Below are 26,075 nucleotides of genomic sequence, written 5' to 3' on the forward strand. Positions count from 1 at the left end.
CATGTCGATCCTCGCCAGCCTCTATCATCTGACGCATTATCGCTATGACAGGCCCGTTCGGCTCGGGCCGCAGCTGATCCGACTGCGACCGGCTCCCCATTCGCGCACGCGCGTTCCGTCATACTCCCTGCGGGTGACGCCGGAGAACCACTTCGTCAACTGGCAGCAGGATCCGTTCGGCAATTACATTGCGCGTTTCGTGTTTCCCGAGAAGGTGACCGAGTTCAAGATCGAGGTCGATCTTCTTGCCGACATGACCGTCTACAATCCCTTCGACTTTTTCGTCGAAGAGGCGGCGGAAAACTGGCCCTTCGACTACGATCCGGACGTCAAGAAGGAGCTGGAATCCTATCTCGATCCCGAGCCGGCGGGCGAGAAGCTCAAAGCTTTCCTGAAGGAGATCGATCGCTCCGAGCAAAGGACGATCGACTTTTTGGTCGGCCTTAACCAGAAGATCGAAAACCATGTCGATTATCTCGTGCGCATGGAGCCGGGCGTGCAGACGCCCGAGGAGACGCTGACGAAAAAGTCCGGCTCCTGCCGCGACTCCTCCTGGCTCCTCGTCCAGGTTCTGCGCCATCTCGGCTTTGCCGCTCGCTTCGTCTCCGGCTATCTGATCCAGCTCAAGCCCGACGTCGTCGCGCTCGACGGGCCGGCCGGCACCTCCTACGATTTCACCGATCTCCATGCCTGGACGGAAGTCTATCTGCCAGGCGCCGGCTGGATCGGCCTCGATCCGACATCCGGCCTTCTGACAGGCGAAAGCCATGTGCCGCTCGCCGCAACGCCGCATTTCCGCTCGGCCGCGCCAATCTCAGGCGGCGTCGACTATGCCGAGGTCGAATTCGACTTCGACATGCGCGTCGAACGCATCTCCGAGCGTCCCCGTGTCACCTATCCCTTCTCCGAAGAGAGCTGGGAGGCGCTCGACGAGCTTGGCGAGAAAGTCGATGCCGAGCTGAAGGCCAATGACGTGCGCCTCACCATGGGCGGCGAGCCGACCTTCGTCTCGATCGACGATTTCGAGACGCCGGAATGGAATTCCGACGCGACTGGCCCGATGAAACGGGGCCTTGCCGACGATCTCATCCGGCGCCTGCGCGAGCGCTTCGCGCCCGGCGGCTTTCTCCATTACGGCCAGGGCAAGTGGTATCCCGGCGAGACCCTGCCGCGCTGGACCTTCTCGCTCTATTGGCGCAAGGACGGAAAACCGATCTGGTCGAACCCGGATTTCGTCGCCCGCGAGGACGAGCGCAGACCCATTTCGGCGGCCGAATCGGAAGCCTTTACGGAAAAGGTCGCGGCCAGCCTCGGCATCGACACCGGAAACGTGCTCGCGGCCTATGAGGACGCGGCTTATTGGATCGCGCGCGAGGCGCAGCTGCCGAACAATGTCGATCCGACCGACTCCAAGCTGGAGGACCGGGAGGAGCGCGCCCGCATCGCCGCCGTCTTCGATCGCGGGCTCGACACGCCGACCGGCCATGTCCTGCCGCTCCAGGCCTGGCAGGCTCGCTCGCGGCGCGTCGCCTGGTATTCCGAGCGCTGGCGCACCCGGCGCAAGCGCCTCTTCCTGGTGCCGGGCGATTCCGCCCTCGGCTATCGCCTGCCGCTCTCAGCCCTGCCGTGGATTCCGAAGGGCAAATACCCTTACCTCTACACCCAGGATCCCACTCAGCGCTTCCCGCCGCTGCCGCCCCGCTCGCGCCAGCAATATGGCCGAGTCGAGATGCAACAGCACAGCCCCGGCGCCGGCCAGGCCATGGAGGTCGGCGAAGACGGCGCGCCGCGCATGCGCCAATGGATGGAGCCACTGGAGGATCTCGACGACTATCCCGACTACGGCCCGGTTCCTGGCGATTCCGGCGGCAATTTCGTCACCGTCGATGGGCCGGGGGAGATCGAGGCCTCGGTGCGAACTGCGCTGTCCATCGAACCGCGCGATGGCAAGCTATGCGTCTTCATGCCCCCAGTCGCTTTCACGGAGGCTTATCTCGACCTTCTCGGCGCCGTCGAAGAGGTGGCGAGCGAGATGAACCTGCCCGTGCAGATCGAGGGCTATCAGCCGCCGTTCGATCCGCGCCTCAATGTCATCCGCGTCGCACCCGACCCTGGCGTCGTCGAGGTCAACGTCCATCCGGCCCGCTCCTGGCAGGAAGCCAAGGAGATCACCACCGGCGTCTATGAGGACGCCCGCCAGTCGCGACTGGGCACCGATAAATTCATGATTGACGGCAAGCATGCCGGCACCGGCGGCGGCAATCACGTCGTGGTCGGCGGAGCGACGCCGCTCGACTCGCCCTTCCTGCGCCGGCCAGACCTCCTGAAATCCCTGGTCCTCTATTGGCAGCGCCACCCCTCGCTCTCCTATCTCTTCTCAGGGCTTTTCATCGGCCCGACGAGCCAGGCGCCGCGCATCGACGAGGCCCGCCACGACCAGCTTTACGAGCTGGAAATCGCCATGGCGCAGGTGACGCCCGATTCATGGAATACGCCGCCCTGGCTGGTCGACCGTCTGTTCCGCAATCTCCTCATCGACGTGACCGGCAACACCCACCGGGCCGAGATATGCATCGATAAGCTCTATTCGCCGGACGGGCCGACGGGCCGGCTGGGTCTCGTGGAATTCCGCGGCTTCGAGATGCCGCCAGACGCCAAGATGAGCCTTGCCCAGCAGCTGCTCATCCGCTCGCTGATCGCCAAATTCTGGAAGCGGCCGGAAGACGGCAAATTCGTGCGCTGGGGTACCAATCTCCATGACCGCTTCATGCTGCCCGAATTCGTCTGGGCCGATTTCCTCGACGTGCTTGGCGATCTGGGACGCGACGGCTATCCGATCCGGCCCGAATGGTTCGAGGCCCAGGCCGAATTCCGCTTCCCCTTCTGCGGCAAGATCGAGCGTGAGGGCATCGATTTGGAACTGCGTCAGGCGCTCGAGCCCTGGCATGTCATGGGCGAGACCGGGGCGATCGGCGGCACGGTCCGCTTCGTCGACTCCTCGGTCGAGCGGGTGCAGGTCAAGTTGTCGAATTTCGACAAGGCCCGCCACATCGTCACCTGCAATGGCCGCGAAGTGCCGATGACGGCGACCGGGCGCGGCACGGAGGCGGTCGCGGGTGTGCGCTACAAGGCGTGGCAGCCGCCATCGGGCCTCCACCCAACGATCCCCGTCCATGCGCCTCTAACCTTCGACATCTATGATCGCTGGTCACGCCGCTCGCTGGGCGGCTGCGTCTATCACGTCGCCCATCCGGGCGGGCGCAACTACGACACCTTCCCGATCAATTCCTACGAGGCCGAAGCACGGCGTCTCGCCCGCTTCCAGCCGATCAACCATACGGGCGGGCATTACGATCCGGTTCGGGAAATCCCCGATCCGTCCTTCCCGATGACGCTTGATCTCAGACGTCCAGCCTTTCTGGCGACCCAGTGAGGATTTGAACGACGATGGAGCGAGAGGCCTTACGGGAAACCGTAGGGCCTCTTCATCTTTCTGGGATCGAAGCGCTTGCTCTCAAGGCACGGCAAAGGTCCAATGGGACGATGGGAATGGACGTGAGCGCACCCATGATGATGGCGATCGTGACAACCGGAACGGGCGGCACCGACAAGCTCGAAAATCGCCAGGTCCCGATTCCGGTTCCGAGGCCGGAGGATGTCGTCCTTAAAGTTCTCGCGGCGGGGGTCAACAACACCGAGATCAACACGCGCCTCGGCTGGTATTCGTCTTCCGTGCGCGACGGGACGGCGGATGCTGGAGAGGATGCGGCACGTCCCGATGGTGGCTGGAACCAGGCAACGCCCTTTCCCTTCATCCAGGGCACCGATTGCTGCGGCGAGATCGTCGCCGTCGGCGAGGCGGTGGACAAGCGGCGGTTGGGCGAACGGGTGATCGTGCGGGCCTGCATGCGCGCCCATGGCTTCGATCAGATGGAAACCCGCTGGCTCGGCTCGGATTTCGACGGCGCCTTCGCCGAGTTCGTTCTCGTGCCGGCGGGCGAGGCCTTTCGCGTCGACTGCGAATGGAGCGATGCCGAGCTCGCCTCGATCCCTTGCGCCTACGGCACGGCCGAGAACATGCTCCACCGGGCGGGCGTCACCGAGGGCATGCGGGTTCTCGTCCCCGGCGCCTCGGGCGGGGTCGGCTCGGCCGTCATCCAGCTTGCCAAACGCCGGGGCGCGGAGGTGATCGCCATCACCAGCCCATCCAAGCGCGATCTCGTCGTCGGCTTCGGGGCCGATAGAGTTCTGGCGCGCGATGACGATCCAGTCGCCCAGCTCGGGGCCGAAAGCATCGACATCGTCGTCGACAATGTGGGCGGAGCGAACTTCGGCGTCATGCTGGCACTTCTGCGCCGGGGCGGCCGCTATGTCTCATCGGGTGCGATCGCTGGCCCAATCGTCGAGCTCGACATGCGGGTGATGTATCTGAAGGACATCACGCTGATCGGCTGCACCGCCTGGGACGAACCGATCTTTCCCAATCTCGTCTCCTATATCGAAAAAGGCGAGATCAGGCCCTTGGTCTCGCGCACTTACCCACTCGATCGGATCGCGGAGGCCCAAGATGCCTTCACGACCAAGGCGCATGCCGGAAAGATCGTGCTCATCCCGCCCGCCTGATCCTCCGCAGCTTCTAATGGCGGTGAAGCGCTCTTCAGGCCGTTCGTTTGAACGGCTCGCTCGCAAGCCTCTCGCCTCTGGAGCCGGCGAGAAACGCGGCGACCTCGTCCGCCGGCATCGCCTTGGCGAAGAGATAGCCTTGGCCGAACTCGCAGCCGAGAAGCGTGAGACCCTTATATTGGCTCTCAAGCTCGATGCCTTCGGCGAGCGTCGCGGCGCCGAGACCCTGACCGAGACCGACGATCGAACGGACGATCTTCATCTGTTTGGCATTCGTCTCGAAGGAGGCGACGAAGCTGCGATCGATCTTGATCTTGTCGAAGGGAATATTGGCGAGTTGGGACAGGCTGGAAAAGCCGGTGCCGAAATCGTCGAGCGCGATCTTGATGCCGATCCGTCTCAGATCGCCGATCACGCGCATGGCGCAATCCATCTCCTTGACGACGGCGCTCTCGGTCAGCTCGATTTCTAGACGTTCGGGCGGCAGGCCGGTCTCTTGCAGGATCTCCACGATCCGCTCACCCAGCAAGCTGTCGGAAAGCTGGGTGGGCGACAGGTTGAAGGCGAGGATCATGGAGGAGGGCCATGTCACCGCGTCCCGGCATGCGCGGCGAAGCAACTGATCAAAAAGTTCGGTGATCAGCCCGGCATTTTCGGCGATATCGATGAACAGGCTCGGCGGCACGAATTCGCCAGTCCGGTCACGCCAGCGCGCCAGCGCCTCGAAGCCGTGGACGGAACCGTCCGCCAGATGGATCAGGGGCTGGTAATAGGGCATGATCGTCCCCTCGCGAAGGGCTTGGCGCAACTCCTGTTCGACGCGCAGCCTTTCCGCCAATTCCGATGCCATCGCCTCGAAATACAGGCGGGCCTGGTTCCAGCCCTGTTTCTTGGCCGCATGCATGGCGAGTTCAGCCCGATGTCGTGCCTCATCCAGATCCCGGGTTTTCGTCGCGTCGAGATAGATGCCGATGGAGGCGCCGATCCCCACATGATGGCCGTCCATGCCGGCCGGCTTCGAGATGACCTCGATCGCAAGCGCCGCGACCGCTTCGGCCGCTTCGGCACTCTTCGCCGGCATGCAAATGCAGAATTCGTCTCCACCCATGCGCATCAGAAAGGCTTTGGGGAACGCCGTGCGCAGGCGGCCCGCGACCACCTTCAAGAGGCGGTCGCCGCCCTGGTGTCCCAGGAGATCGTTGACCTTCTTAAAGCCGCGGAGATTGATGGATAAAAGCGCGGTCTGCTCGCCGAGATCGCGATAGACGGGCTCGAAATCCGTCTCGGCGAATTGACGATTGTAAAGGCCGGTCAGCGGATCGTGGAAGGCAAGGAATTCAACGCGGTCCTCGGCATCCTTGCGGCGGGCAGCTTCCAAACGAAGGTCGGAGAAACGCCGCCACGCATAAACGACGCTGAGCGCGCCGATGACAAGGAGGGCAGCGAAGATGTCGTCGGGCAAGAGGCCAGTCGGCAAGTGATCGAAGACCTCAAGCTCCGACGCGGTGACACAAGCGACGATCCCCGCCGCTACAAGAGCGATGGCATCCCGTTTTGCGCGCTTGCGAAAAGCCATTTCTTTCCCTTTCGAGAACACAGAGCGCGGACACAACGTCTCCGTCGCGCTTTCAGTCCGTGTTTCGCCGCATGATGGTTTTGAAAAGGCCACCCAGCCCTTTCTCTACCGTACTCCTGCGCATCGAACCCAGGGGAAGTTCTTTAGTCTACAACGATGAAGAATCATCTGCTATTCGTAACAGGTGGATTGATCACAAAGGTGAAGACTGTCGCAAGCTTACCAAAGTTTAATCCTAAGACAGACGTTTAGCGCTACTTCGCTTCCAGCGTCGTACGGATCGCGGCGATCTCCGACTTCAGAGCACGGACCTCGGCCAGAATCTCGGTGTTCTCATCGTGGCGCTTTTCATGTTCGGCATCGATCTCCGCCTGATGCTCGCCCTGCATCGCCGAGACGATGACACCGACAAAGAGGTTGAGGACGGCATAGGTCGTCGACAGGATGAAGGGCACGAAGAAGAGCCAGGCCATGGGATGGACTTCCATCACAGGCCGCACGATGCCCATCGACCAGCTTTCCAGCGTCATGACCTGGAAGAGCGTATAGACCGAGGCGCCGAGACTGCCGAACCATTCGGGAAAGGTCGCTCCGTAGAGCTTGGTGGCCATCACTGCGAAGACGTAGAAGGTCAGCGCCAGGAGCGCGACGATCGATCCCATGCCGGGCAAGGCCGAGATGAGGCCGCCGACGACGCGGCGCAGCGATGGGACGACCGAGATCAGCCGAAGCACGCGCAGGATGCGCAGAGCGCGCAGCACCGTCAGCGGCCCGGTCGCCGGCAGGAGTGCGACACCGACCACGAAGAAGTCGAACAGGGACCAGGGATCGCGGAAGAAGCGCGTGCCGAAGGCAAAGAGCCGTGCTGCGATCTCCACGACGAAGACGCCGAGGATCGCCGTATCGAGGGCGATCAGGACCGGTCCGATCTCGCTCATGAGACGGGAATCCGTTTCTAGGCCGAGAATAACCGCGTTGATCGCGATCAGGGAGACGATGAAGCGCTCCCAGCTCTTGGTTTGAAGGAAGTGTTGCAATCGGGCGCGCATCATGTGTCGTCCAAGCAATTCTCGCACAGGTTCGAGCTGCTATAGCACGGGCCTTCGGGGGTACGTAGCGCAAGATGCGGTCTACTGAGTTGTCTTCTTTCGCACGAGCCTATGCGGCGATGACCGCAGGAGGCCGAGACGAGATGATCGGGCCTGGCGGGGTCATCAAGCCCCACTATCGGTCGGTCGTCGAACAATTGTTCGGCCTGTCGCCGGCCGAGCGCGTCCAGCGTCTTCAGCGGGCCCGGCAATATTTGTCAGAAGCGGGCGTCTTTCACCGGGTCTATGCGCCGACCGAGCTGAGCGAAGAGACACGGGAATGGCCGCTCTCCCACCCGGCCCTCGTCATCGATCCGCTCGAATGGTCGGAGCTCTCCGACGGTCTCGTCCAGCGCGCCGAATTCCTGGAAAAGCTCGCCGCCGACATTTATGGCGAGCGACGCCTGGTGCGCGACGGCATCCTGCCCAGCGCGCTCGTTGCCCAAAACCCGGAATTCGTCCATCCGCTTGCCGATCAAGCACGGCCCGGCGAGCCTCTGATCCGCTTCATCGCGGTCGATCTCGGCCGCGGGCCGGACGGGCGCTGGTGGGTTCTCGGCGATCGCACCCAGGCGCCGTCCGGCGCGGGCTTCGTCCTCGAAAACCGCGTGGCCAATCAGAAGGCCTTTCCGGACATTATTCGGAAGATGAATGTCGAGCGCCTGGCGCCCTTCTTCCAGCGCTTTCGCGAAATGCTCTACGAGCTCGCCGGTCCCGACCGGACGCGGCTTGGCCTGCTGTCGCCGGGACCGCACAACGAGACCTATTTCGAACACGCCTATCTCGCCCGTTATCTCGGCCTCCTTCTCCTCGAAGGCGGCGATCTCGTCGTCCATGGCGACGAGGCGACGGTTCGCACGGTCTCTGGTTTCAACCCGATCCATGTCCTGTGGCGGCGTCTCGACAGCGATTTCGTCGATCCGCTCGAGCTCTTCGAGGGCTCGCGCATCGGAACGCCGGGCCTCTTGCGGGCGGTGCGTGCCGGCAAGCTCACCGTCGTCAACGCGATCGGCTCCGGCATCTTGGAGACCCCGGCCTTTCTCGCCTTTCAGCGCCCCATGGCACGCGCCCTTCTCGGCCGCGACCTCGACCTGCCAACGGTCGCCACCTGGTGGTGCGGCCAAGCGTCGGAGCGCGCTTATGTGGAGGCACATCGCGAAAGACTGCAGCTCGCGCCTGCCTTTCCCGCCGCCCATGGGCGTTCCGGCCGCGTGCCCCTGCCGGAAGGCTCGGAGACGCTCCTCAAGCATGAGAGCCGGGCGGTCGATCTGAAAACGGACGGCGTGCGCTGGGTCGGCCGAGAAATCGCGGCGCTTTCGACCGCTCCGGTCCTTGTCGATGAAAGCCTGGCGCCGAGACCGGTGATCCTGCGCGCCTTTCTCTGCCGCGATTCAGAAGGATGGCACGTCATGCCCGGGGGTTTTGCCCGCGTCGCCGATCAGCGCGATGCCCGTGTCATCTCGATGCAGCAGGGCGGCGGCTCGATCGACGTCTGGATTCCGTCGAAGGGGCAGGAGATCCGCCCCGTCACGCTGCTCTCCAATCGCACGACCCGCTTCGAGCGGCGCATTCCCGGCGCCCTGCCCGCCCGGGCGGCTGACAATCTCTATTGGCTCGGTCGCTACGCCGAACGCTGCGAGGCGGCAGCAAGGCTCCTTCGTGTCTATGGTGCAAGGGTCGACGAATCGTCTTCGGCCGGCGCGATCGAGGAGACGCTGCTTGCCCTGGTGCGCCTTTTCGGGGTCGATGCCGATCCCGCCAATCCCGGCCGTGGGCTTCTGTCGCTCGCCCGGCAGGCCTCAGAGACAGCATCGCGCATTCGCGATCGCTTTTCGCCGGATGCCTGGCGCGCGCTGAACGAGATCGTCGGGCTGATCATGGAGGCCAAGGCCGAGGACGGCGAGGTGGAGCTCGTCGGCCTGACGAGTTCGATCCTCACCCATCTCTCCGGCTTTGCCGGTCTCGTCCATGAGAACATGTATCAGTTCACCGGCTGGCGCTTCATGCAGATGGGCCGCTGCCTGGAACGCGGTTTCATCACGGCAACGGTGACGAGCCGCCTCATTCCAGACGACGATCTCAGGGACGGGGCGCTGGAAGCGCTTCTGGAGTTCACCGACAGCCGGGTGACCTATCGGCGGCGCTATTCCGTCGACCTATCCCGCGAGACGGTCCTCGACCTTGCCGTGCTCGATCCGCTCAATCCGCGCTCGATCGCCTTTCAGATCAATACGATCCGCGCGACCCTCGCCGATTTGCCCGATCAGAACGAGGCCGAGACGCTCGACACCCTGACCCGGCGGGTCTCGCGTCTGCAGGTGCGATTGCAGACGGCGGATGCGGAGGAAGCGAACCAGGCCTTCATCACCCGCATCGCCGCCGATCTGTCCGATATCTCCAATCTTCTGACGGCCCGATATCTTCTGTCGGCCCCGGATGGGGTCAAAGAGGGACCGGCGCCCGAATGATCTACGACGTCAAGCTGACCATCGACTACCACTATGCCGCCGAGGTCGCGGACGCTCAACATGCTTTGCGCGTGTCTCCGCGTTCCACATCGAACCAACGCATCCTGTCGAGCAGGATCAAGATCGATCCGAAGCCGGAAGAGATTCATCGCGAAGTCGACTTTTTCGGCAACCGAACCGACACGATCGCCTTGTGGCGCGCCCATCGCAGCCTGTCGGTCGAGATGCGTGCACGCGTCGAGGTGGAGCGCCCGGCGTTCGACATCTCGCGCTCTGCCAGCCTTGGCGCCATTGCCGATCTCGGCTTGCGCGAAACCTCGATGAGTCCCGGCTCTCCCGCCTGGTATCTCGGGCCCAGCCGGCGAATTGCGCCGCTACCGGCCCTCACGGCCTATATCCAGGAAATAATCGGCCCGTCGCGCGATCGCTCGGCGGGCGAGGCAGTATTGAAGGTGACGGAGCGGATCAAGACTGATTTCACCTATCTCCCCGGCGCGACCGATGTGGGCACTTCGGTCGAAGACGCCTTCGTGGCGCGGGTCGGGGTCTGCCAGGATTTCGCCCATGTGATGATCTCCGGGCTTCGCGGCTGCGGCATTCCGGCCGGCTATGTCAGCGGCTTCCTGCGCACCGATCCCCCGCCCGGCCAACCCCGGCTCGAAGGCGCCGATGCCATGCATGCCTGGGTGACGGCCTGGCTCGGGCCGGAGGTCGGCTGGGTCGATTTCGATCCGACCAACGGCATTCTCGCCGACACGGCCCATATCGTCGTCGCTATCGGCCGCGATTATGCCGATGTCGCCCCGGTCTCGGGCGTCCTCGTCACCACCGGACGGCAGATGACAGGCCATTCGGTCGATGTCGTGCCTCTCGAAACGGAAGATGTCGCAGCCGAAATCGCCTGAACGTACCGCCCATGCGGGAAGCCCCGTCAGCGCTCGACCGCTGTTGCGCCTTGCCCGCTGGGGCCGACCTTTCCCACATAAGCCGGCCGGTCGCGGCCGCAGGCAAAGCCCGGCACGCGGGCGTCGGCCACGTCGCGGGCCAGTTCATTGGCGTTGCGATTGGCCCGCGCATCCACATAGGCGACGACACAGCCCGGCGCCTTAGGCTGCCCGACCTTGTGAACGGACAGAACCTGCCCATCCGCACCGCCATCGGCGCTCCGGACGAAGAATCGGATGATCGCAGCTATCGGGCGCCCGCCGTCGAGACGCCATTCGACGGTCGGGCCGACGGAATTGAAACCGCCAAAGGTCGCGAATTCCTCGTTCGGCGCGCCGAAATCGATATCGGCGCGCAAGTCCCCTTCATTGTAGAAGATGGGGATATCGCGGTAGCCCGCACAGCGCAGCGAGACCGAACCGTCCTCTTCCGCCAAGGACAGGGTCTCGCAGGCGTCGAAAACGATCTTAGTGTAGACGCTCTCGGCCGCCTCCGCTTTCGGCGCCAGATTTGCCAGGAGGAGCGCGAAAAGTGCGGTGCAAACCATTCGCCAGGCGGTGGGGCGCAAGACAAGGGGCGGCATCGGCGATCTCCAGGCGAAAACAGGCGACAGAAGCCTCACGGCGATCGGCAAAAGCGGTGCAAGCCGCCCATATCGCCGCGATCACTCGGCCGAGCTTCAGGATCGCGAAAGGGACGCGGCGATCTCGGCCAGTCTATCAGGATCACCGGCAATGACGAGTGCCTTCGACCGGTTGGTCGCGCCGGTGACCAGCGTCACATCCGACTTGGCAACGCCGAAGGTCTTAGCCAGGAGGACGCCGAGCGCCGCATTCGCCTTGCCGTCTTCGGGCACGGCGCGCACCCGCACCTTCAGCCGAAGCGATCCGTCCCCCTGGTCGGCGACGCCGTCCACCCTGTCGGCGGAAGATTTCGGCGTCAGCCGCACAAAAAGGCGAATGCCGTCCGCCGTTCGCTCGAAGCATTCGGGCCCATTCGCGGACACCGATCAGACGCCCGCATTGGCGATCGCCGGGTTGATATAGATGACGATGAGATACTGCAGGAACATGATGCCGAACAGCACGACCAGGGGCGAGAGATCGAGCCCGCCGAGATCGGGCATGAAGGAGCGGATGCGGCGATAGACCGGCTCGGTCATCTTGTAGAGGAACGTGCCAATCGCATCGACCACCGGATTGCCGGCATTGATGATATTGAAGGCATAGAGCCAGGACAGAATCGCCGACGCAATGACGATCCACCAATAGAAATTGAGTGCCTGATACAGAACGAAAGTGACGGCGAGCATGGCGGGGCGATCGTTTCCTCTTTGACGGGTCCTGCCCGATGTAGCCATGAGGGGCCCCGACCGCAAGAAAGCAACGGGCGGGAGTGAATATCATCGGCAAGCTTGGGGTCATCCAGCTTGACGCTTGGGGCCGAGACGCATATAGAACCCGCCAAAGACGGGCGTCCCGATGGGGCGCTTTTCCGTGCTTGAGATGCGGTGAGACGAGGTTCAGCCTGTCTGCCCATCGCGCTTAAGCCAGACGACAGAATCGAGACAGAGAGAAGAGACGCTCAAGATGGCCAATACGCCTTCGGCCAAGAAGGCGGCGCGTAAGATCGCCCGCCGCACCGCCGTCAACACCGCCCGCCGCTCGCGCGTGCGCACCTTCCTCCGCCGTGTGGAGGAAGCGCTTCAGTCCGGCGATCATCAGGCCGCCGTCAGCGCGCTTAAGGTCGCGGAGCCGGAGCTGATGCGCGCCACCTCCAAGGGCGTGTTCCACAAGAACACCGCTTCGCGGAAGATTTCTCGCCTGTCCCACCGCGTGAAAGCTCTCGAAACCGCCTGAGTCGCGACGGGGCCGAGTTTCGCGGCCCCTCGTGAATCTCGCCGGCTTCTTTCAAGTGCCGGCCGGGAGCCGGGATCGGAAGGCCAGCGAGCCAATCGGGCGGTGGCCAGGAAGTGGAGCGCACACACCCTCTGCCGAGGGCTCAGTGGCAAGCCGACAGTATTGGGAAAAGGCCCGGCCATTCGCCGGGCCTTTTCGATTCCTGGCTCTGGCATCGGCGTTCCGACGGCGGCTCGACACTCAGCCATCGCTTTCCGCATCATCGCTCCGGCCGCAATGGTCGAAATCAAATATTGATACCGCCATTGGCTGATCATCGTCTCACGGGAAGCCCAACCTCCAGAGAGGGAAGCGCGTGGGCGCGGCACGCAAGGTCAGGGCGGCAGCTCGTTCAATTTGAAAGCGCCGTACGGCCCGCGAGTCGTTTGACGTCACGGATCGACCGCAGCATCGGCATTGATGCTGGTGCTTGGCGCTCGAACCATCAGTGCAATGCGCAAGGGCCGCGCGATCGACTCGTCCGCTCGCTGGAACAGCCCGTTCAGCCCGGAATCGCGTTTTTCGGCCCAGCTCGGTTGCGCCCCAAAGCCCGCATTCGCCCGATCTGCCTTTTCTTAGCCGGCATTGATTCTCGCGCCTTCACCCGGATCGTCACCGATTCGTCGCATTCAGGGTAGCCGTTTACCGAACGCACACACCGACGACTCGGACCGACGAAAATTCGCTCGTAGAGTCAGCCACTTAAAAGAGGTCAGTGAGCACTTTCATATGGGACGAATAGGCTCTTCCGTTAACGCCTTGAGTCAAGTGGGACGCCGCGAAACGGCCAAATTTTTTATTCCGAAGCGCGGCTATCAACAGATTTGCGCGCGCCAGCCCATAGGAGTCAGGGCTCTCGGCGATTCATCGGGCGCAAATGCGCTGCCCAATCGCCACTCGAATGGGGCCTCGGCGGCCGGCCGCGCCGAATCCGTCTTGCCCTGCCCGAACGCCTTCCGTATTTTCCAGCCTCACACAAGACGGAGCGGCGCGGCGTGTCGGACAATCCCCAACTATCCAGATTGAAAGCGACCACCGAAGTGGTCTGCTCATCTGGATCAAGTCCGGGCCGGGCCTAGCTTTCCGTTTCTCGCCAATCGGCACAGTAAAAATCATTATACGGCGAATTTCGCCGAGCAACTTCTGTTGTCTATTTCAACAGGGGCTGAGGAGGTCTGTCTCATGGCTGACGCATATAAAGCTGACGTTTCGGCGTCGGACTGCTGGGCCCGTCTCAATGCAACGCCCAACGCCTATCTCGTTGACGTGCGCACCCGTCCCGAATGGACGTTTGTCGGCCTCCCCCGGATGGAGCAGATCGGCAAGGCGCCGATCCTGGCCGAATGGCAAGTCTATCCGACCATGAGCATCGATCCGAACTTCGTCTCGCTAGTGGCCGAAGCAGTCGCGAAAGCCGGCGGCGACCGCGAGTCGGAGATCTACTTCCTCTGCCGGTCCGGGCAGCGCTCCATGGCGGCGGCCGCGGCCATGGCGGCGGAGGGCTATGAGAACTGCTTCAACATTGCCGGCGGGTTCGAGGGGCCGCCCGATGCGAAGGGCCAGCGTGGCAAGGAAAAGGGCTGGAAAGCGGAGGGCCTGCCCTGGGCGCAAAGCTGACACAGGGGCGAGCGGGGCCCAAACCCCGGCATTGAGACGAGGCGGAAGTGTGCTGTTTTTTGTTTTGCGTAGCGCTTCCAGAGACTTGAGAGTTGACGAATGATGGCGGCGAAAGTGACGATGACGGGGACGGACAAGGCTGAGCGGGCAAGCTCTGAGGTGATGGATCGCGTCGGCGCTCGCCTGAAGGCTCAGCTCGGACCCGACATCTATGCGAGCTGGTTCCAGCGCATGCGCCTTGATTCGGTTGGCAAGGGCGTCTGCCAGGTCTCCGTTCCGACAGCCTTCCTGCGCTCCTGGATCCAGTCCCATTATCAGGATCTCCTGATCGAGGCTTTCAAGGCCGAGGTTCCGGCGACGCTTCGGGTCGACATCGTCGTGCGCAGCGCGGTTCGCGGCGGCGGCGTTCGCCTTCGCCAGGAGGTTCGGCCGGGCGAAAAGCCGAGCGCGAGCGCCGAAACCCCGGCGCGTCCGACCGCAGCAAAGGAGCGCCCGCTCGTCCAGGATACGAGCGCGCTTCTCGGCGCCGCCTCGGCCGAGGCGCGCCCGCGTACGGTCGCCAATGTCGACAATCTCGGCTCGCCCCTCGATCCGCGCTATGTCTTCGACAGCTTCGTCGAAGGTCCCGCAAATCGCGTCGCCCTCGCGGCAGGCCGGGCGATCGCCGAGAACGGGCCGCAATCGACCCGCTTCAATCCGCTCTTCATCCATGCCGGCGTCGGCCTCGGCAAGACCCACCTCCTCCAGGCGATCGCCAACGCGGCGGCCGCGCGGGAGGATGCGCCGCGCGTCGTCTATCTGACGGCCGAATACTTCATGTGGCGCTTCGCCTCTGCGATCCGCGACAACAAGGCGCTCGACCTGAAGGAAGCGCTGCGCGGCATCGACGTTCTCGTCATCGACGATGTCCAGTTCCTTCAGGGCAAATCGATCCAGCAGGAATTCTGCCACCTTCTCAACGCGCTGATCGATTCGGCCAAGCATGTCATCTGCGCCGCCGACAGGCCGGCCCAGGAACTGGAAAGCCTCGATCCGCGGGTGCGCTCGCGCCTGTCCAACGGTATCACGATCGAGATGGCGATCCCGGATCTGTCCATGCGCCGCGCCATCGTCGAGATGCGCGCCAAGGCGTTGGCGGGCGAGGATCCGAGCTTCCACCTTCCCGACGCGACCGTCGAGGCGATTGCCCGGCGCGTGGCCGGCACCGGCCGCGACATCGAAGGCGCATTCAATCAGATCGCCTTCCGTCATTCGCTCGGCCAACCGCTGACACCCGAAGCGATCGACGGGCTCCTCGCCCAGATCACCCGCACAAGCGCCGAGCGGCGGGTGCGGATCGAGGACATCCTGAAATTCGTCTCGCGCCATTACAATGTCACGCGCACCGACATGCTCTCGGCACGGCGCACCCGCACCATCGTGCGCCCACGCCAGATCGCCATGTATCTCGCCAAGACCATGACGCCGCGCTCCTTGCCGGAAATCGGCCGACGCTTTGGCGGGCGCGACCACACGACTGTTCTTCATGCCGTGCGCAAGATCGAAGCCGAGCGGGGCAAGGACGAGGCCTTTTCCGAGGAGTTGGACCTGATCCGGCGGATGATCGAGGAATAGGCGCGGCCGCTCTCTCTCGGCAGCCGATTCCGCGCCAGGTTCGAGCGCCAATGCAGTTTTTCGAGGATAAAAGCGCTCCGGCTGTGAACAGCCAAGCGTAAGAGGCCGGGCTTGCGCTTTTCAAGCCCGCTCGAACCTTCTAAGACCGACAGTCCCGAAGGAGCGGACGCGAAGCGAAATGGTTGGCGCCCGCTCTTCCCGACCGGTCCGTCCCACCCGAATGGTTTGGCGTCATGCGTATCATCATCGAGCGATCCAATCTCCTGAAGTCGCTGGCCCATGTGCATCGTGTGGTGGAGCGTCGGAACACGATTCCGATCCTGTCCAATGTCCTCTTGCGCGCCTCTGGGGACGGCCTCGGCCTGAAGGCCACCGATCTCGATCTGGAAATCACTGAAAGCGTCGCCGCTCAAAGTGAGCAGGACGGGGCGACCACCGTCCCCGCCCATCTCCTCTACGACATCGTGCGCAAGCTTCCCGACGGCTCGGAGGTCAAGCTCGCTTTGAATGGCGAGGGCACCCAGATGACGGTCTCGGCCGGCCGCTCGAATTTCCGCCTGCAATGCCTGCCGGAATCGGATTTCCCGGACATCACCGCCGGAGAGCTCAGCCACAGCTTCGAGATCAAGGCGGCCGAACTGTCCCGGCTCATCGAGCGCACCCAATTCGCCATCTCGACGGAAGAGACCCGTTATTATCTGAACGGCATCTACCTCCACACGATCGAATCGGGTTCCGATCTGATGCTGCGGGCGGTCGCGACCGACGGCCATCGGCTCGCGCGCGCCGAAATGGAGGCGCCGGCGGGCTCGGAGGGCATGCCGGGCATCATCGTACCGCGCAAGACGGTGGGCGAAATTCAAAAGCTCCTCGGCGATGGCGAGGACGAGGCGATGGTGCGGATCGAATTGTCCGATTCCAAGATCCGCTTCTCCCTCGGCCAGATCGTCATGACCTCCAAGCTCATCGACGGCACCTTCCCGGACTATCAGCGCGTCATTCCCCAGAACAACGACAAGGAGCTGACGCTCGACCGGCAGAGCTTTTCGGCCGCCGTCGACCGCGTCTCGACCATCTCCTCCGAACGTGGCCGGGCCGTGAAGCTGAGCCTTGTGGATTCGCAGCTGACCCTCACGGTCAACTCGCCTGATTCCGGAACCGCGACGGAAGAGCTTGCAGTCGGTTACGAATCGGACGATCTCGAGATCGGCTTCAATGCGCGGTATCTCCTCGACATTACGGGGCAGCTCTCCGGCGAGGACGCGGTCTTCATGCTGGCCGATCCGGGCTCGCCGACCCTCATCAAGGATGGCGGCGATCCGGCGACGCTGTATGTCCTGATGCCGATGCGCGTCTGATCGGGGACGATCGGGACCCGTCGGGCGTGACCATCGAGGAGGATCAGGCGGAAAAGACCGGATCGATGAGCGGTGAGGGAGCGGGTCGGGCAACTCTGCCACCGGCAAATGGCATCGCCTCGCTCCGCCTGTTCGACTTCCGCAATTACGCCGCTCTCGACCTCGCCTTCGACAAGCGCTTCGTGGTCTTTGCTGGGGCGAATGGCGCCGGCAAGACCAATCTTCTCGAAGCCATCTCTCTTCTGTCCCCCGGCAGAGGTCTCAGGCGGGCCGCCTATGGCGACATGGCGCGCAAGGATGGGGCCGGCGCCTTTTCGATCCGCGCCGATATCGAGAAGGATGGCGACGTCCTGCGCGTCCTGACCGGTGTCCGCAACGAGCCGGGATCGGCCGCCGCCCGCACCGTCAAGATCGATCAGACCCAGGCTCGCTCCGCCGACGAACTTCTCGATCTCTTGCGTATCGTCTGGCTGACGCCGGCCATGGACGGGCTCTTCACCGGGCCGGCCGGCGACCGCCGCCGCTTTCTCGATCGCATGGTTCTGGCGATCGATCCCGTTCACGGACGCCGGGCGGTGGATTTCGAGCGCGCCATGCGCTCGCGCAACAAGCTTTTGTCCGAAGACCGGCTCGACGACCGCTGGTTGACCGGCATCGAGGCCCAGATGGCCGAGCTCGGGGTCGCCATGGCGATCGCGCGCGAAAACCTCGTCGCCCATCTGAAGACCTCTGGCGCGGCCTTCGACCGGGCGAAAGCCGCCTTTCCCCAAGCGGGCCTCGATCTGCAATCGGGCTTGGCCGATCCCGATCTGAGCGGTCCGGCGGTCGAGACCGAGGACCGCTATCGGGAGCGTCTGGCGCGCGAGCGCTATCGCGACCGGGCGGCCGGGCGCACGCTGGAAGGACCGCACCGGGCCGATCTTCTCGTCACCCATTGGGAGAAGGCGATGCCGGCGGGGCTCTCCTCGACCGGCGAACAAAAGGCCCTTCTCGTCGGCCTCGTCCTGGCGCATGCGCGGCTGACCGCCCATCTTTCGGGCCTGGCGCCGATCCTTTGCCTCGACGAAATCGCCGCCCATCTCGACCAGAGCCGGCGAGCGAGTCTGTTCGATCTGATCGGCGAACTCGGCGGGCAGGCCTTCATGACCGGCACCGACGCCTCGCTCTTCGACGCTCTGGGCCAGCGGGCGCAGATGGTGGCGGTGAGCGAAGGCGCCGTCCAGACCCTCTCATCCTGACCGAGACGAGATCATGACCACCCCAACCCTCTCTTCGGACGAACTCCAGCGCTATGCCCGACACATTGTCCTGCCGGAAGTGGGCGGCGCGGGCCAGCAGAGGTTGAAGGCCGCGCGGGTGCTGATCCTCGGGGCCGGCGGTCTCGGCTCGCCGATCGCGCTTTATCTCGCAGCGGCCGGTGTCGGTACGATCGGCCTCGTCGACGACGACACGGTCTCGCTCTCCAATCTCCAGCGCCAGATCATTCACGGGACGGCGGATGTCGGCCACTCCAAGCTGGACAGCGCGGCCAAGACGATCGCCGCCCTCAACCCGCATGTGCGCGTCGAGCAACATCCTGTGCGCCTCAGCGAACAGAACGGCGCCGCGATCTTTCAAGATTACGACCTCGCCATAGACGGTTCGGACAATTTCGATGCCCGTTACGCCATGGCCGATCTGGCCGAGGCGGCGATGATCCCCCTCGTCACGGCCGCCGTTCAGCGCTTTTCCGGCTCGCTCACCGTTCTCGCGCCCTTTCGCCAGGATGCCGAAGGCCGGCTGATGCCGCGCTATCGCGACCTTTTTCCCGAAGCACCGCCAGAAGGCGTCGTGCCGAGCTGCGCCGAGGCCGGAATTCTTGGCGTAACCACCGGCGTCCTTGGCACTTTGGCGGCGACGGAGGCGATCAAGGTGATCTGCGGCATCGGCGAGCCGCTGATCGGCCGGCTCCTCATGGTCGATCTCATCTCGATGCGCTTCGAGACGATCCGCTACAGGCGCCCCAAGAGCGGCTGATCGCGATCGCCTTGCCCGATGCGGGTGGAGGGACTAGGCCTTCGCCTACGAAAAAAACGCGTAGGAGAGCCGAATGGCGCCGAGAATAGCCGTCGTCGGATGCGGACGTTGGGGACAGAACCATGTGCGCACGCTTGCCGAACTCGGAGCGCTGGCCGGTGTCGCGGACCGAAACGGCGAGCGCGCCAGCGAATTTTCCGCGCGCTTCGGCGTTCCGCAATTCACACTCGAAGAGGCTATCGAACATCCCGATCTCGACGCGCTCGTGCTCGCTTTGCCCGCGACGATGCACGGACCGACGGCCCGCGCCGCCTTCGTGGCGGGCAAGGACGTGCTCATCGAAAAGCCGATCGCGCTCGATCCCGAGGACGCGGCCCTGACCGCCAGGACCGCCGCCGAGAATGGGCGGCTTCTGATGGTCGGCCATGTGCTGCGCTTTCATCCCGTCTTCCGCCGCTTGGCGGAGCTCGTGCGCGAGGGCAAGATCGGCACGCTTCGCCATATGGTCGCCAATCGGATGGGGCTCGGGCGCTTTTTAGGGATGGACGCGGTCTGGGATCTTGCGCCCCACGATCTGTCGCTCATCCTTCACCTGGCCGGCGGAGCGCCCATTTCGATCGACAGCCAACGCCGCACGATCCTGAGCGATGCGACCGACATGGCCGACATCGCCATGACCTTCGAAGGCGGCGTCTCGGCGCTCGCCCATATCTCTCGTGTCTCGCCCTACCGCGACAGGCGGTTCACGGCGATCGGCACGGACGGGATGCTGGTCTTCGACGACGGCGCGCCCGAGGGCGAGAAACTTGCCTTCTACGGCCACAAGGTCTGGCGCGGCGAGGAGGGCTTCGACTTCAAGAATGCGCCGGTCGAATTCGTCGAATGCGAACCCGGCCTGCCGCTGACCCAGGAACTTCTGCATTTCATCCAGTCGATCGAAACGCGGGAGGCGCCCGAAACCGGAGCCGACGAAGCGGTCGAGACCGTGCGCATCCTCGCCGCCGCATCGCCACTCGCCTGATCCGACGCGCTCGAACCGCGTTCCGATCAAAGCTCCTTGGTAGAATTCCGGCCAAACACGGGAAGTAGTCCCGTTGTCGCCGGGCGCTCCCCATTCCACTCTCCCCATCAGTCGCCGCCGTCACCTCACCTCTCCCAAAGGTGCAAGGAGACGGTGGCGGCTTTGGACATCCCGCCGATCGGCAGGTTCGTCCGGCTGATAGGGCACCATCCAAGCGAATTGGCCTTGGCTCATCGAGGGCACTGGCCGTCTTCGCCCGGTCTTCCAGATGGGGTTTCCATCTGTCACGACCGATCTGCGAACAGAAGGGTCTCATGCGACCCTTGATGACGAGATGGGAGACCAAAAGTGGCTATGAGATCCGTCCTCTTCGCGCTGTCCCTGGTCGTGCTACCAGCTGCGGCCTTCGCGCAGGATGCCGATGACACGGTCGAGACTCTCGCCTCCCCCGAAGAGGTTCAGAAGGTCGCAGACACCTTGTCGAAGATCGGTTGCCAAGCACCCCAGGTCGAGAAGGAAAGCGACGATCTCTTCGAGGTTGACGATGCGACCTGCGAGATCGGCCAATACGACATCAAATTGAATGGCGACTACAAGATCTGGGTCATGTCGCTCGACGAGTAGCGCAAATCCCGGAGCGTGCGCCCCTCTCGGCAAGATGCAAGGACGGCGAGGCACGGGATGAAAGATTTTCACGGGCGGCGTGGCTCGTCACGGCCGCTCCTCCCCATCGTGTGAGGCGGGAAACGAGCCGGGCGGGTCGAATGCACTGAGGCGAAGCAACCGCATAGGGCCTCGGGCGATGGCCTCCTTGCCCATTGCCGCCGAATGGCGCATCGCTCATGACGTCGTTTCGGATGCGCCAAACCCCGCAACGGACACATATGAAACGGGGCCGCAGATAAGCGGGCCCCGGGAGGAATTGGGAGGATCAATGCTGAGATATCTGGCGGCCACCGCCCTTATAGGCGCGCTCGGCCTCGCCGCGACGCCGGCTTTCGCCTACAAGATTTTCGTCTCCAACGAGAAGGGCAACGACGTCACCGTCCTGTCCTCGGAGAATTTCGAGGTCACCGACACCTTTCCGGTGGGCCAGCGTCCCCGCGGCATTGCGGCCAGCCCGGACGGAACGCGCCTCTATGTCTGCACCTCGGACGACGACACGATCAAGGAATTCGATACCAAGACCTACGAGTTCATCCGCACCCTGCCCTCCGGGCCAGATCCGGAGCTGCTCGTCGTCTCGCCCGACGGCTCGCGCCTTTACGCCGCCAATGAAGACGACAATCTCGTCACCATCATCGACCTGACCACCGGCTCGCGCATCGTCGAAGTGCCCGTCGGTGTCGAGCCCGAAGGCATGGGCATTTCGCCGGACGGCCAGACGATCGTCAACACGTCGGAAACGACGAACATGGCCCATTTCATCGACAAGGACAGCCAGCAGATCACGGCCAATGTCCTCGTCGATTCGCGTCCGCGCTTTGCCCAATACAAGGCGGATGGCTCCGAAATCTGGGTTTCGGCCGAGATCGGCGGCACGGTCTCGGTCATCGATGCCGCGACCAAGGAGATCAAGCACAAGATCACCTTCGAGATCCCGGGCATTCGCTCCGAATCGATCCAGCCGGTGGGCGTGCGCATCACCTCCGATGGCACGAAGGCCTATGTGGCGCTCGGACCGGCGAACCGCGTCGCGGTCATTGATGCGAACACCTATGAGGTGCTCGACTATCTCCTCGTCGGCCAGCGCGTCTGGCAGCTCGCCTTCTCGCCCAACGAGGAATACCTGTTCACCACCAACGGCATCTCCAACGATATCTCGATCGTCGACGTGGCCGACGACGAAGTGATCCGCTCCGTCCAGGTCGGACAGCAGCCTTGGGGTGTCGCCGTGGCCGATGTCGAGTGACATCCGCAGAGGACGCGGATCGCCAGGCGCCGTCTGGCTCCGGCGATCGCACGAGAATTTCAATTCATCCAAAATGATCGGGAGGACATCATGATCAACAGACCGCTCTGGCTCGCCTTGATGGCGTCGGTGCTCGCCTTCGCACCCATCACGGTCGCGGCGGCCCAGGACGCGAACGGCTCCAGCGCCGCGATGTCTGCTGATGACGACGACGACGATGATGACGATGACGACGCCGTTGCCGGCCACGCGGATATGCTGCCGCCGGCGAGCGAACTCAACATGGCGCCCGGTTCGGAAATGATGCCAGCGAGCGCGCTGAACGCCGATCAGATCGGCCTGCCCCCCGTCTCGCTCTCCTCGCAGATCATCACGCCACTGGTCATCGGTTCCGAAGACGATCCCTATGCCGTCAGCGCCAAGGATTTCGTCTTGAGAGCCGGTCAGCCCTATCGCTGGGACATCGTCTCCAAGGGCGGCGTCGAATATAAGTGGCATGCGCCGGACTTCTTCCGGAACGTGTGGAACAATCAGATCGTCATCGCCGATCGCGAGATCCACATGGACGGCTCGCCCGCCTGGCTCGAATTCGACGCCCAGGGGCCGATCACGGTGCAGTTCCAGACCGTGCGTCCCGGCCGCTACGACTGGTATGTGGAAGGGCTCGAGGACGAAGGGATGAAGGGCACGATCACCATCGTTCCGTGACGCCGAGCTTCCGGCGACATGAGGTTTAGGAGGGCATTTCTGCGGCGCATGACATAATCCTGCGGCTCAACGCCCCCTCTGCCGAACGAACCCGATCCGCCATCGCCCTTGGCTGCCTTGCCGAGGGCGATGCGGCGTTCCAAAGAGCAGTCCACGACCTCCCGCCTGCGGGTCGTTCTGAATTCAACCGCATGAGAATTGGAACGTCTGGCTGAGACTTCGATCCCCGGACAAGCGCATGGCAAAAGGCCGCGCATCATTTTCAAAGCCTTGGGCAAAAAGACGGTGCCCCTCGCTTTGACCTTGCTCTACAAGGAGGCGGGGTGGACGTTTTTTCCGATGGGTGGGTTGGAGAGACGGACAAAGAAAAGACCCCAACGAAGCCGACGATGAGCGGTGATGGGAGGAGGATAGATTTGAGCGAAGCGCGCGCTTTGGTGCCGGCTCTCGCGGTCGATGGCGTCAGCCATTCCTATGGCTCCCGCAAAGCCCTGGACGATGTGTCCTTCACGGTCCCGCAGGGCTCGTTCACCGCGCTTCTCGGGCCGAACGGCGCCGGCAAGTCGACCCTGTTCTCGCTGGTGACCCGGCTCTTCAACACCCGCCATGGCGAGATCCGCATTCTCGGCTACCCGCTTCAGGGACGGCCGACGGAAGCGTTGCGCCGGCTCGGCGTTGTCTTTCAAGCCAGAACCCTCGATCTAGACCTCTCGATCCGCCAGAACCTCACCTATCACGCAGCCCTTCACGGCATGAAGCGCGGTGATGCGGACAAGCGCATCGGCGAGATTCTCGCCGGTTCCGAACTGGCCGAGCGCCTCGGGGAAAAGGCCCGCAACCTCTCCGGTGGGCAGCTGCGACGCATCGAGATCGTGCGCGCCTTCATGCATCGCCCACGTCTGATTCTCCTCGACGAGCCGACCACGGGGCTCGACATCCGCTCGCGGGCCGAGATCGTCGCCGAAGTACGCCGGCTGGTGCGTGACGAGGCCGTGTCGGTGCTCTGGGCCACCCATCTCATCGACGAGATCGATGCGAGCGATCGGGTGGTCGTGCTCCACCACGGGAAGGTTCTCGCCGAAGGCGCCGTGTCGGACGTGACGGAGGCGGAGAACGCTCAATCGATCCGAGAAGCCTTTTCGCGCCTGACCGGCTTGGCCCGCCCGAGCGAGGCTGCAGAAACGGAAACCGTCCTATGAGCGAGGCCAAGATCACACCGATGGCAACACGCGAGGCAGCGCCAGCGCCTGAGGCTGCCGCCACGCCGCGCGATCTGCCGCCCTTCTCGCTCTCGGCCTATCTCACCTGCTTTTCCGGCATCGTGGGACGGGAGGGTCTGCGCTTTCTCCATCAGCGAGAGCGCTTCGTCTCGGCGCTGGTGCGCCCCCTGCTCTGGCTCTTCATCTTCGCCGCCGGCTTTCGCCAAGTGCTCGGCGTCTCGATCGTCACGCCCTACAAGACCTACATCCTTTATGAGGTCTATATCACGCCCGGCCTGATCGGGATGATCCTCCTCTTTAACGGCATGCAGTCGTCGCTCTCCATGGTCTATGATCGGGAGACGGGCACGATGAAGACGCTGCTCGTCTCACCCCTGCCGCGCTGGTTCCTGCTCGTCTCCAAGCTCGCCGCCGGCGTCGCGGTCGGCGTTCTCCAAGTCTATGTGTTCCTGGCGATCGCCTGGTTCTGGGAGGTGCGGCCCGACTGGCCGGGCTATCTCTATGTCCTGCCGGCGATGATCCTGGCCGGCCTGATGCTCGGCTCGCTCGGCATGCTGCTCTCTTCGCTCGTCCAGCAGCTGGAGAACTTCGCGGGGATCATGAATTTCGTGATCTTCCCGATGTATTTCGCCTCCTCCGCTCTTTATCCGCTTTGGCGGGTGCAGGAATCGAGTCCGCTCCTTTATACGATCTGCCTGTTCAACCCCTTCACCCATGCGGTGGAACTCGTCCGCTTCGCGCTCTACCAGCAATTCAACCTTCAGGCCTTCCTCGTGGTCGTCGGCTGCACGGTGGCGTTTCTGGGAGCCGCCATCCTCGCCTACGATCCGGCCCGCGGCGTGATCGCCCGCAAGAAGCAGAGTTGAGCCGATAGAGCGATGCTGGATCGCGGCCGACTTCGAAACACACGAAATCTTTGCGAGACGAAGGCCGCCATCCTTGCGCATAAGATGATGAGACAAAGACCGGCCCGAAGCGCTTTTTGGCGCTTTATGGCAAGATGATACGGGAGGACCTCTTCCATGATACCGAACCAACGCAATCTGGTCAGCCTTGGCTTTGGAAGCCTATTGGGCACCGCTGTCGTCGCGGCTGCCCTGACACTGTCTGTCGGGTCCGTCAGCGCGCAGGACCGCGACGAATCTCAGCCGCGCGCGATCCCAGAGGGCTTCGTCCTGCCGGGTCCCGCGCCGACCAACGCCCCTAATGTCAATGCCGATGGCACCCTGCCGACGCCGGAGAACCCGGCAGCGAGCCCCGCGGGCGAAGAGGAACCCGCTGACGGCCAAGCCGCCGGCTCCGCCTCGGCGCCTTCATCCATGGGCGGCACCAATGTCGCGGCGCCGGAGACCGTCGTTGGCCCGGCATCCTCAACTTCAAATCCCATGGCCTTTGCCTCGCGCCCCGAAGAGGGCACGACCAACTGGCCCTGTGTCCAGCGCAAGGTGGAAACGATCCAGCCGGCGCAGGTCTGGGCCGGCCCCCCTCTCGACACCGGCAAGGACGTGGCCTTGACGCCCGACATGCGCTCCTTGATCGATCGTGCCATCGCACGGCGCATCTCGGGCGAGGAAGCCCAGCAAATGGTCCGCGATTTCCTGGCAGACATTCCGGACGATCGAAAAGAGGCCGTGGGAACGGCGCTTTTTGCGGAAATGCTGCGGCGCCTCAATGCCGAACGCACTCAGATCCTTGCCGGCATCGAACGTTACGGCTCCAAGCAAAAGGCGCTTGCCGCCGCGCTTCGCAAGAAGACCGCGGAGCTCGAACGGCTGCAGCGCGAGGCGAAGGACATCACCGCCATCAACGACATGCGCGAACAGGTCGTCTGGGACACGCGCATCTTCGACGAGCGCCGCCACTCCTTGACCTATGTCTGCGAGGTGCCGGTTCTCATCGAACAACGCGCCTTCGCCCTTGGCCGGGAAATCGGGCAGATCCTATAGTCGCGGGTCCTTATCGAAGGCATTGCCTTTGAATGCCTTGCGCCATCGCAAGGATTGCTACGCGG

Annotated in this window: 22 protein-coding genes; 17 read left to right on the forward strand and 5 right to left on the reverse strand. The window is 63.6% G+C overall.

Annotation, left to right across the window (positions count from 1 at the left end):
- Position 1 precedes the first annotated feature (1 nt).
- A complete protein-coding gene (locus B9A15_RS16380; protein ID WP_084411602.1) occupies positions 2–3,433 on the forward strand; it encodes a transglutaminase family protein in 3,432 nt (1,143 codons plus the stop codon).
- Between the two features lie 122 nt (positions 3,434–3,555).
- Entirely contained in the window at positions 3,556–4,623 is a 1,068-nt protein-coding gene (locus tag B9A15_RS16385) for an alcohol dehydrogenase family protein (protein WP_425292966.1), read from the forward strand.
- A gap of 34 nt (positions 4,624–4,657) precedes the next feature.
- Here the strand turns inward: B9A15_RS16385 and B9A15_RS16390 are convergent, their stop codons facing one another.
- Positions 4,658–6,199, reverse strand: coding sequence for a putative bifunctional diguanylate cyclase/phosphodiesterase (locus tag B9A15_RS16390; protein WP_084411603.1), 1,542 nt, complete (start codon positions 6,197–6,199; stop codon positions 4,658–4,660).
- Between the two features lie 254 nt (positions 6,200–6,453).
- A complete protein-coding gene (locus B9A15_RS16395) occupies positions 6,454–7,248 on the reverse strand; it encodes an ion transporter (RefSeq protein ID WP_084411640.1) in 795 nt (264 codons plus the stop codon).
- Between the two features lie 119 nt (positions 7,249–7,367).
- Between B9A15_RS16395 and B9A15_RS16400 the strand changes: the two genes are divergently transcribed.
- A complete protein-coding gene (locus B9A15_RS16400) occupies positions 7,368–9,755 on the forward strand; it encodes a circularly permuted type 2 ATP-grasp protein (protein WP_244556998.1) in 2,388 nt (795 codons plus the stop codon).
- Entirely contained in the window at positions 9,752–10,660 is a 909-nt protein-coding gene (locus tag B9A15_RS16405) for a transglutaminase family protein (protein ID WP_084411605.1), read from the forward strand. Before B9A15_RS16400 ends, B9A15_RS16405 begins: the two co-directional genes overlap by 4 nt.
- Positions 10,661–10,686: 26 nt before the next feature.
- Here B9A15_RS16405 and B9A15_RS16410 read toward each other — a convergent pair whose 3' ends face one another.
- From B9A15_RS16410 to B9A15_RS16420, 3 genes are all read right to left on the reverse strand, one after another.
- Positions 10,687–11,283: a hypothetical protein gene (locus B9A15_RS16410; protein WP_139798444.1), complete on the reverse strand. Its 597-nt coding sequence runs from the start codon at positions 11,281–11,283 to the stop codon at positions 10,687–10,689.
- A gap of 96 nt (positions 11,284–11,379) precedes the next feature.
- On the reverse strand, positions 11,380–11,706 hold the full coding sequence (locus B9A15_RS16415) for a DUF167 family protein (RefSeq protein WP_084411607.1): 327 nt from the start codon (positions 11,704–11,706) through the stop codon (positions 11,380–11,382).
- A gap of 3 nt (positions 11,707–11,709) precedes the next feature.
- Positions 11,710–12,012 carry a YggT family protein gene (locus B9A15_RS16420; protein WP_084411608.1) on the reverse strand — a complete coding sequence of 101 codons (303 nt, stop codon included), beginning with the start codon at positions 12,010–12,012 and terminating at the stop codon, positions 11,710–11,712.
- Between the two features lie 277 nt (positions 12,013–12,289).
- Between B9A15_RS16420 and rpsT the strand changes: the two genes are divergently transcribed.
- From rpsT to B9A15_RS16485, 13 genes are all read left to right on the forward strand, one after another.
- Positions 12,290–12,559 carry a 30S ribosomal protein S20 gene (gene rpsT / locus B9A15_RS16425; protein WP_084411609.1) on the forward strand — a complete coding sequence of 90 codons (270 nt, stop codon included), beginning with the start codon at positions 12,290–12,292 and terminating at the stop codon, positions 12,557–12,559.
- Positions 12,560–13,780: 1,221 nt separating this feature from the next.
- A complete protein-coding gene (locus B9A15_RS16430; RefSeq protein WP_084411610.1) occupies positions 13,781–14,215 on the forward strand; it encodes a rhodanese-like domain-containing protein in 435 nt (144 codons plus the stop codon).
- A 99-nt stretch (positions 14,216–14,314) separates the two neighbouring features.
- Entirely contained in the window at positions 14,315–15,829 is a 1,515-nt protein-coding gene (gene dnaA / locus B9A15_RS16435) for a chromosomal replication initiator protein DnaA (protein WP_084411611.1), read from the forward strand.
- Positions 15,830–16,062: 233 nt separating this feature from the next.
- Complete coding sequence (gene dnaN, locus B9A15_RS16440) at positions 16,063–17,187, forward strand: DNA polymerase III subunit beta (protein ID WP_084411641.1); 1,125 nt, start codon at positions 16,063–16,065, stop codon at positions 17,185–17,187.
- A gap of 95 nt (positions 17,188–17,282) precedes the next feature.
- Positions 17,283–18,425 (forward strand): DNA replication/repair protein RecF, encoded by a 1,143-nt coding sequence (recF, locus tag B9A15_RS16445; protein WP_425292968.1) that lies wholly within the window; start codon positions 17,283–17,285, stop codon positions 18,423–18,425.
- Positions 18,426–18,438: 13 nt separating this feature from the next.
- Complete coding sequence (locus B9A15_RS16450; RefSeq protein WP_084411612.1) at positions 18,439–19,203, forward strand: HesA/MoeB/ThiF family protein; 765 nt, start codon at positions 18,439–18,441, stop codon at positions 19,201–19,203.
- 73 nt (positions 19,204–19,276) lie between these two features.
- Positions 19,277–20,224 (forward strand): Gfo/Idh/MocA family protein, encoded by a 948-nt coding sequence (locus tag B9A15_RS16455; RefSeq protein ID WP_084411613.1) that lies wholly within the window; start codon positions 19,277–19,279, stop codon positions 20,222–20,224.
- A 348-nt stretch (positions 20,225–20,572) separates the two neighbouring features.
- A complete protein-coding gene (locus B9A15_RS16460) occupies positions 20,573–20,848 on the forward strand; it encodes a hypothetical protein (protein WP_139798445.1) in 276 nt (91 codons plus the stop codon).
- A 310-nt stretch (positions 20,849–21,158) separates the two neighbouring features.
- Positions 21,159–22,136: a PQQ-dependent catabolism-associated beta-propeller protein gene (locus tag B9A15_RS16465; RefSeq protein WP_084411615.1), complete on the forward strand. Its 978-nt coding sequence runs from the start codon at positions 21,159–21,161 to the stop codon at positions 22,134–22,136.
- Positions 22,137–22,226: 90 nt separating this feature from the next.
- Positions 22,227–22,844 (forward strand): cupredoxin domain-containing protein, encoded by a 618-nt coding sequence (locus tag B9A15_RS16470; RefSeq protein WP_084411616.1) that lies wholly within the window; start codon positions 22,227–22,229, stop codon positions 22,842–22,844.
- A gap of 389 nt (positions 22,845–23,233) precedes the next feature.
- Positions 23,234–24,043 (forward strand): ABC transporter ATP-binding protein, encoded by an 810-nt coding sequence (locus B9A15_RS16475; protein ID WP_084411643.1) that lies wholly within the window; start codon positions 23,234–23,236, stop codon positions 24,041–24,043.
- Positions 24,040–24,930 carry an ABC transporter permease gene (locus tag B9A15_RS16480; protein ID WP_244557000.1) on the forward strand — a complete coding sequence of 297 codons (891 nt, stop codon included), beginning with the start codon at positions 24,040–24,042 and terminating at the stop codon, positions 24,928–24,930. Before B9A15_RS16475 ends, B9A15_RS16480 begins: the two co-directional genes overlap by 4 nt.
- A 156-nt stretch (positions 24,931–25,086) precedes the next feature.
- Positions 25,087–26,010, forward strand: a complete 924-nt coding sequence (locus tag B9A15_RS16485; RefSeq protein ID WP_084411617.1) for a hypothetical protein — start codon at positions 25,087–25,089, stop codon at positions 26,008–26,010.
- Positions 26,011–26,075: the final 65 nt, after the last annotated feature.

This window comes from Fulvimarina manganoxydans (assembly GCF_900176465.1).
GTDB classification, from domain to species: Bacteria; Pseudomonadota; Alphaproteobacteria; order Rhizobiales; family Rhizobiaceae; genus Fulvimarina; species Fulvimarina manganoxydans.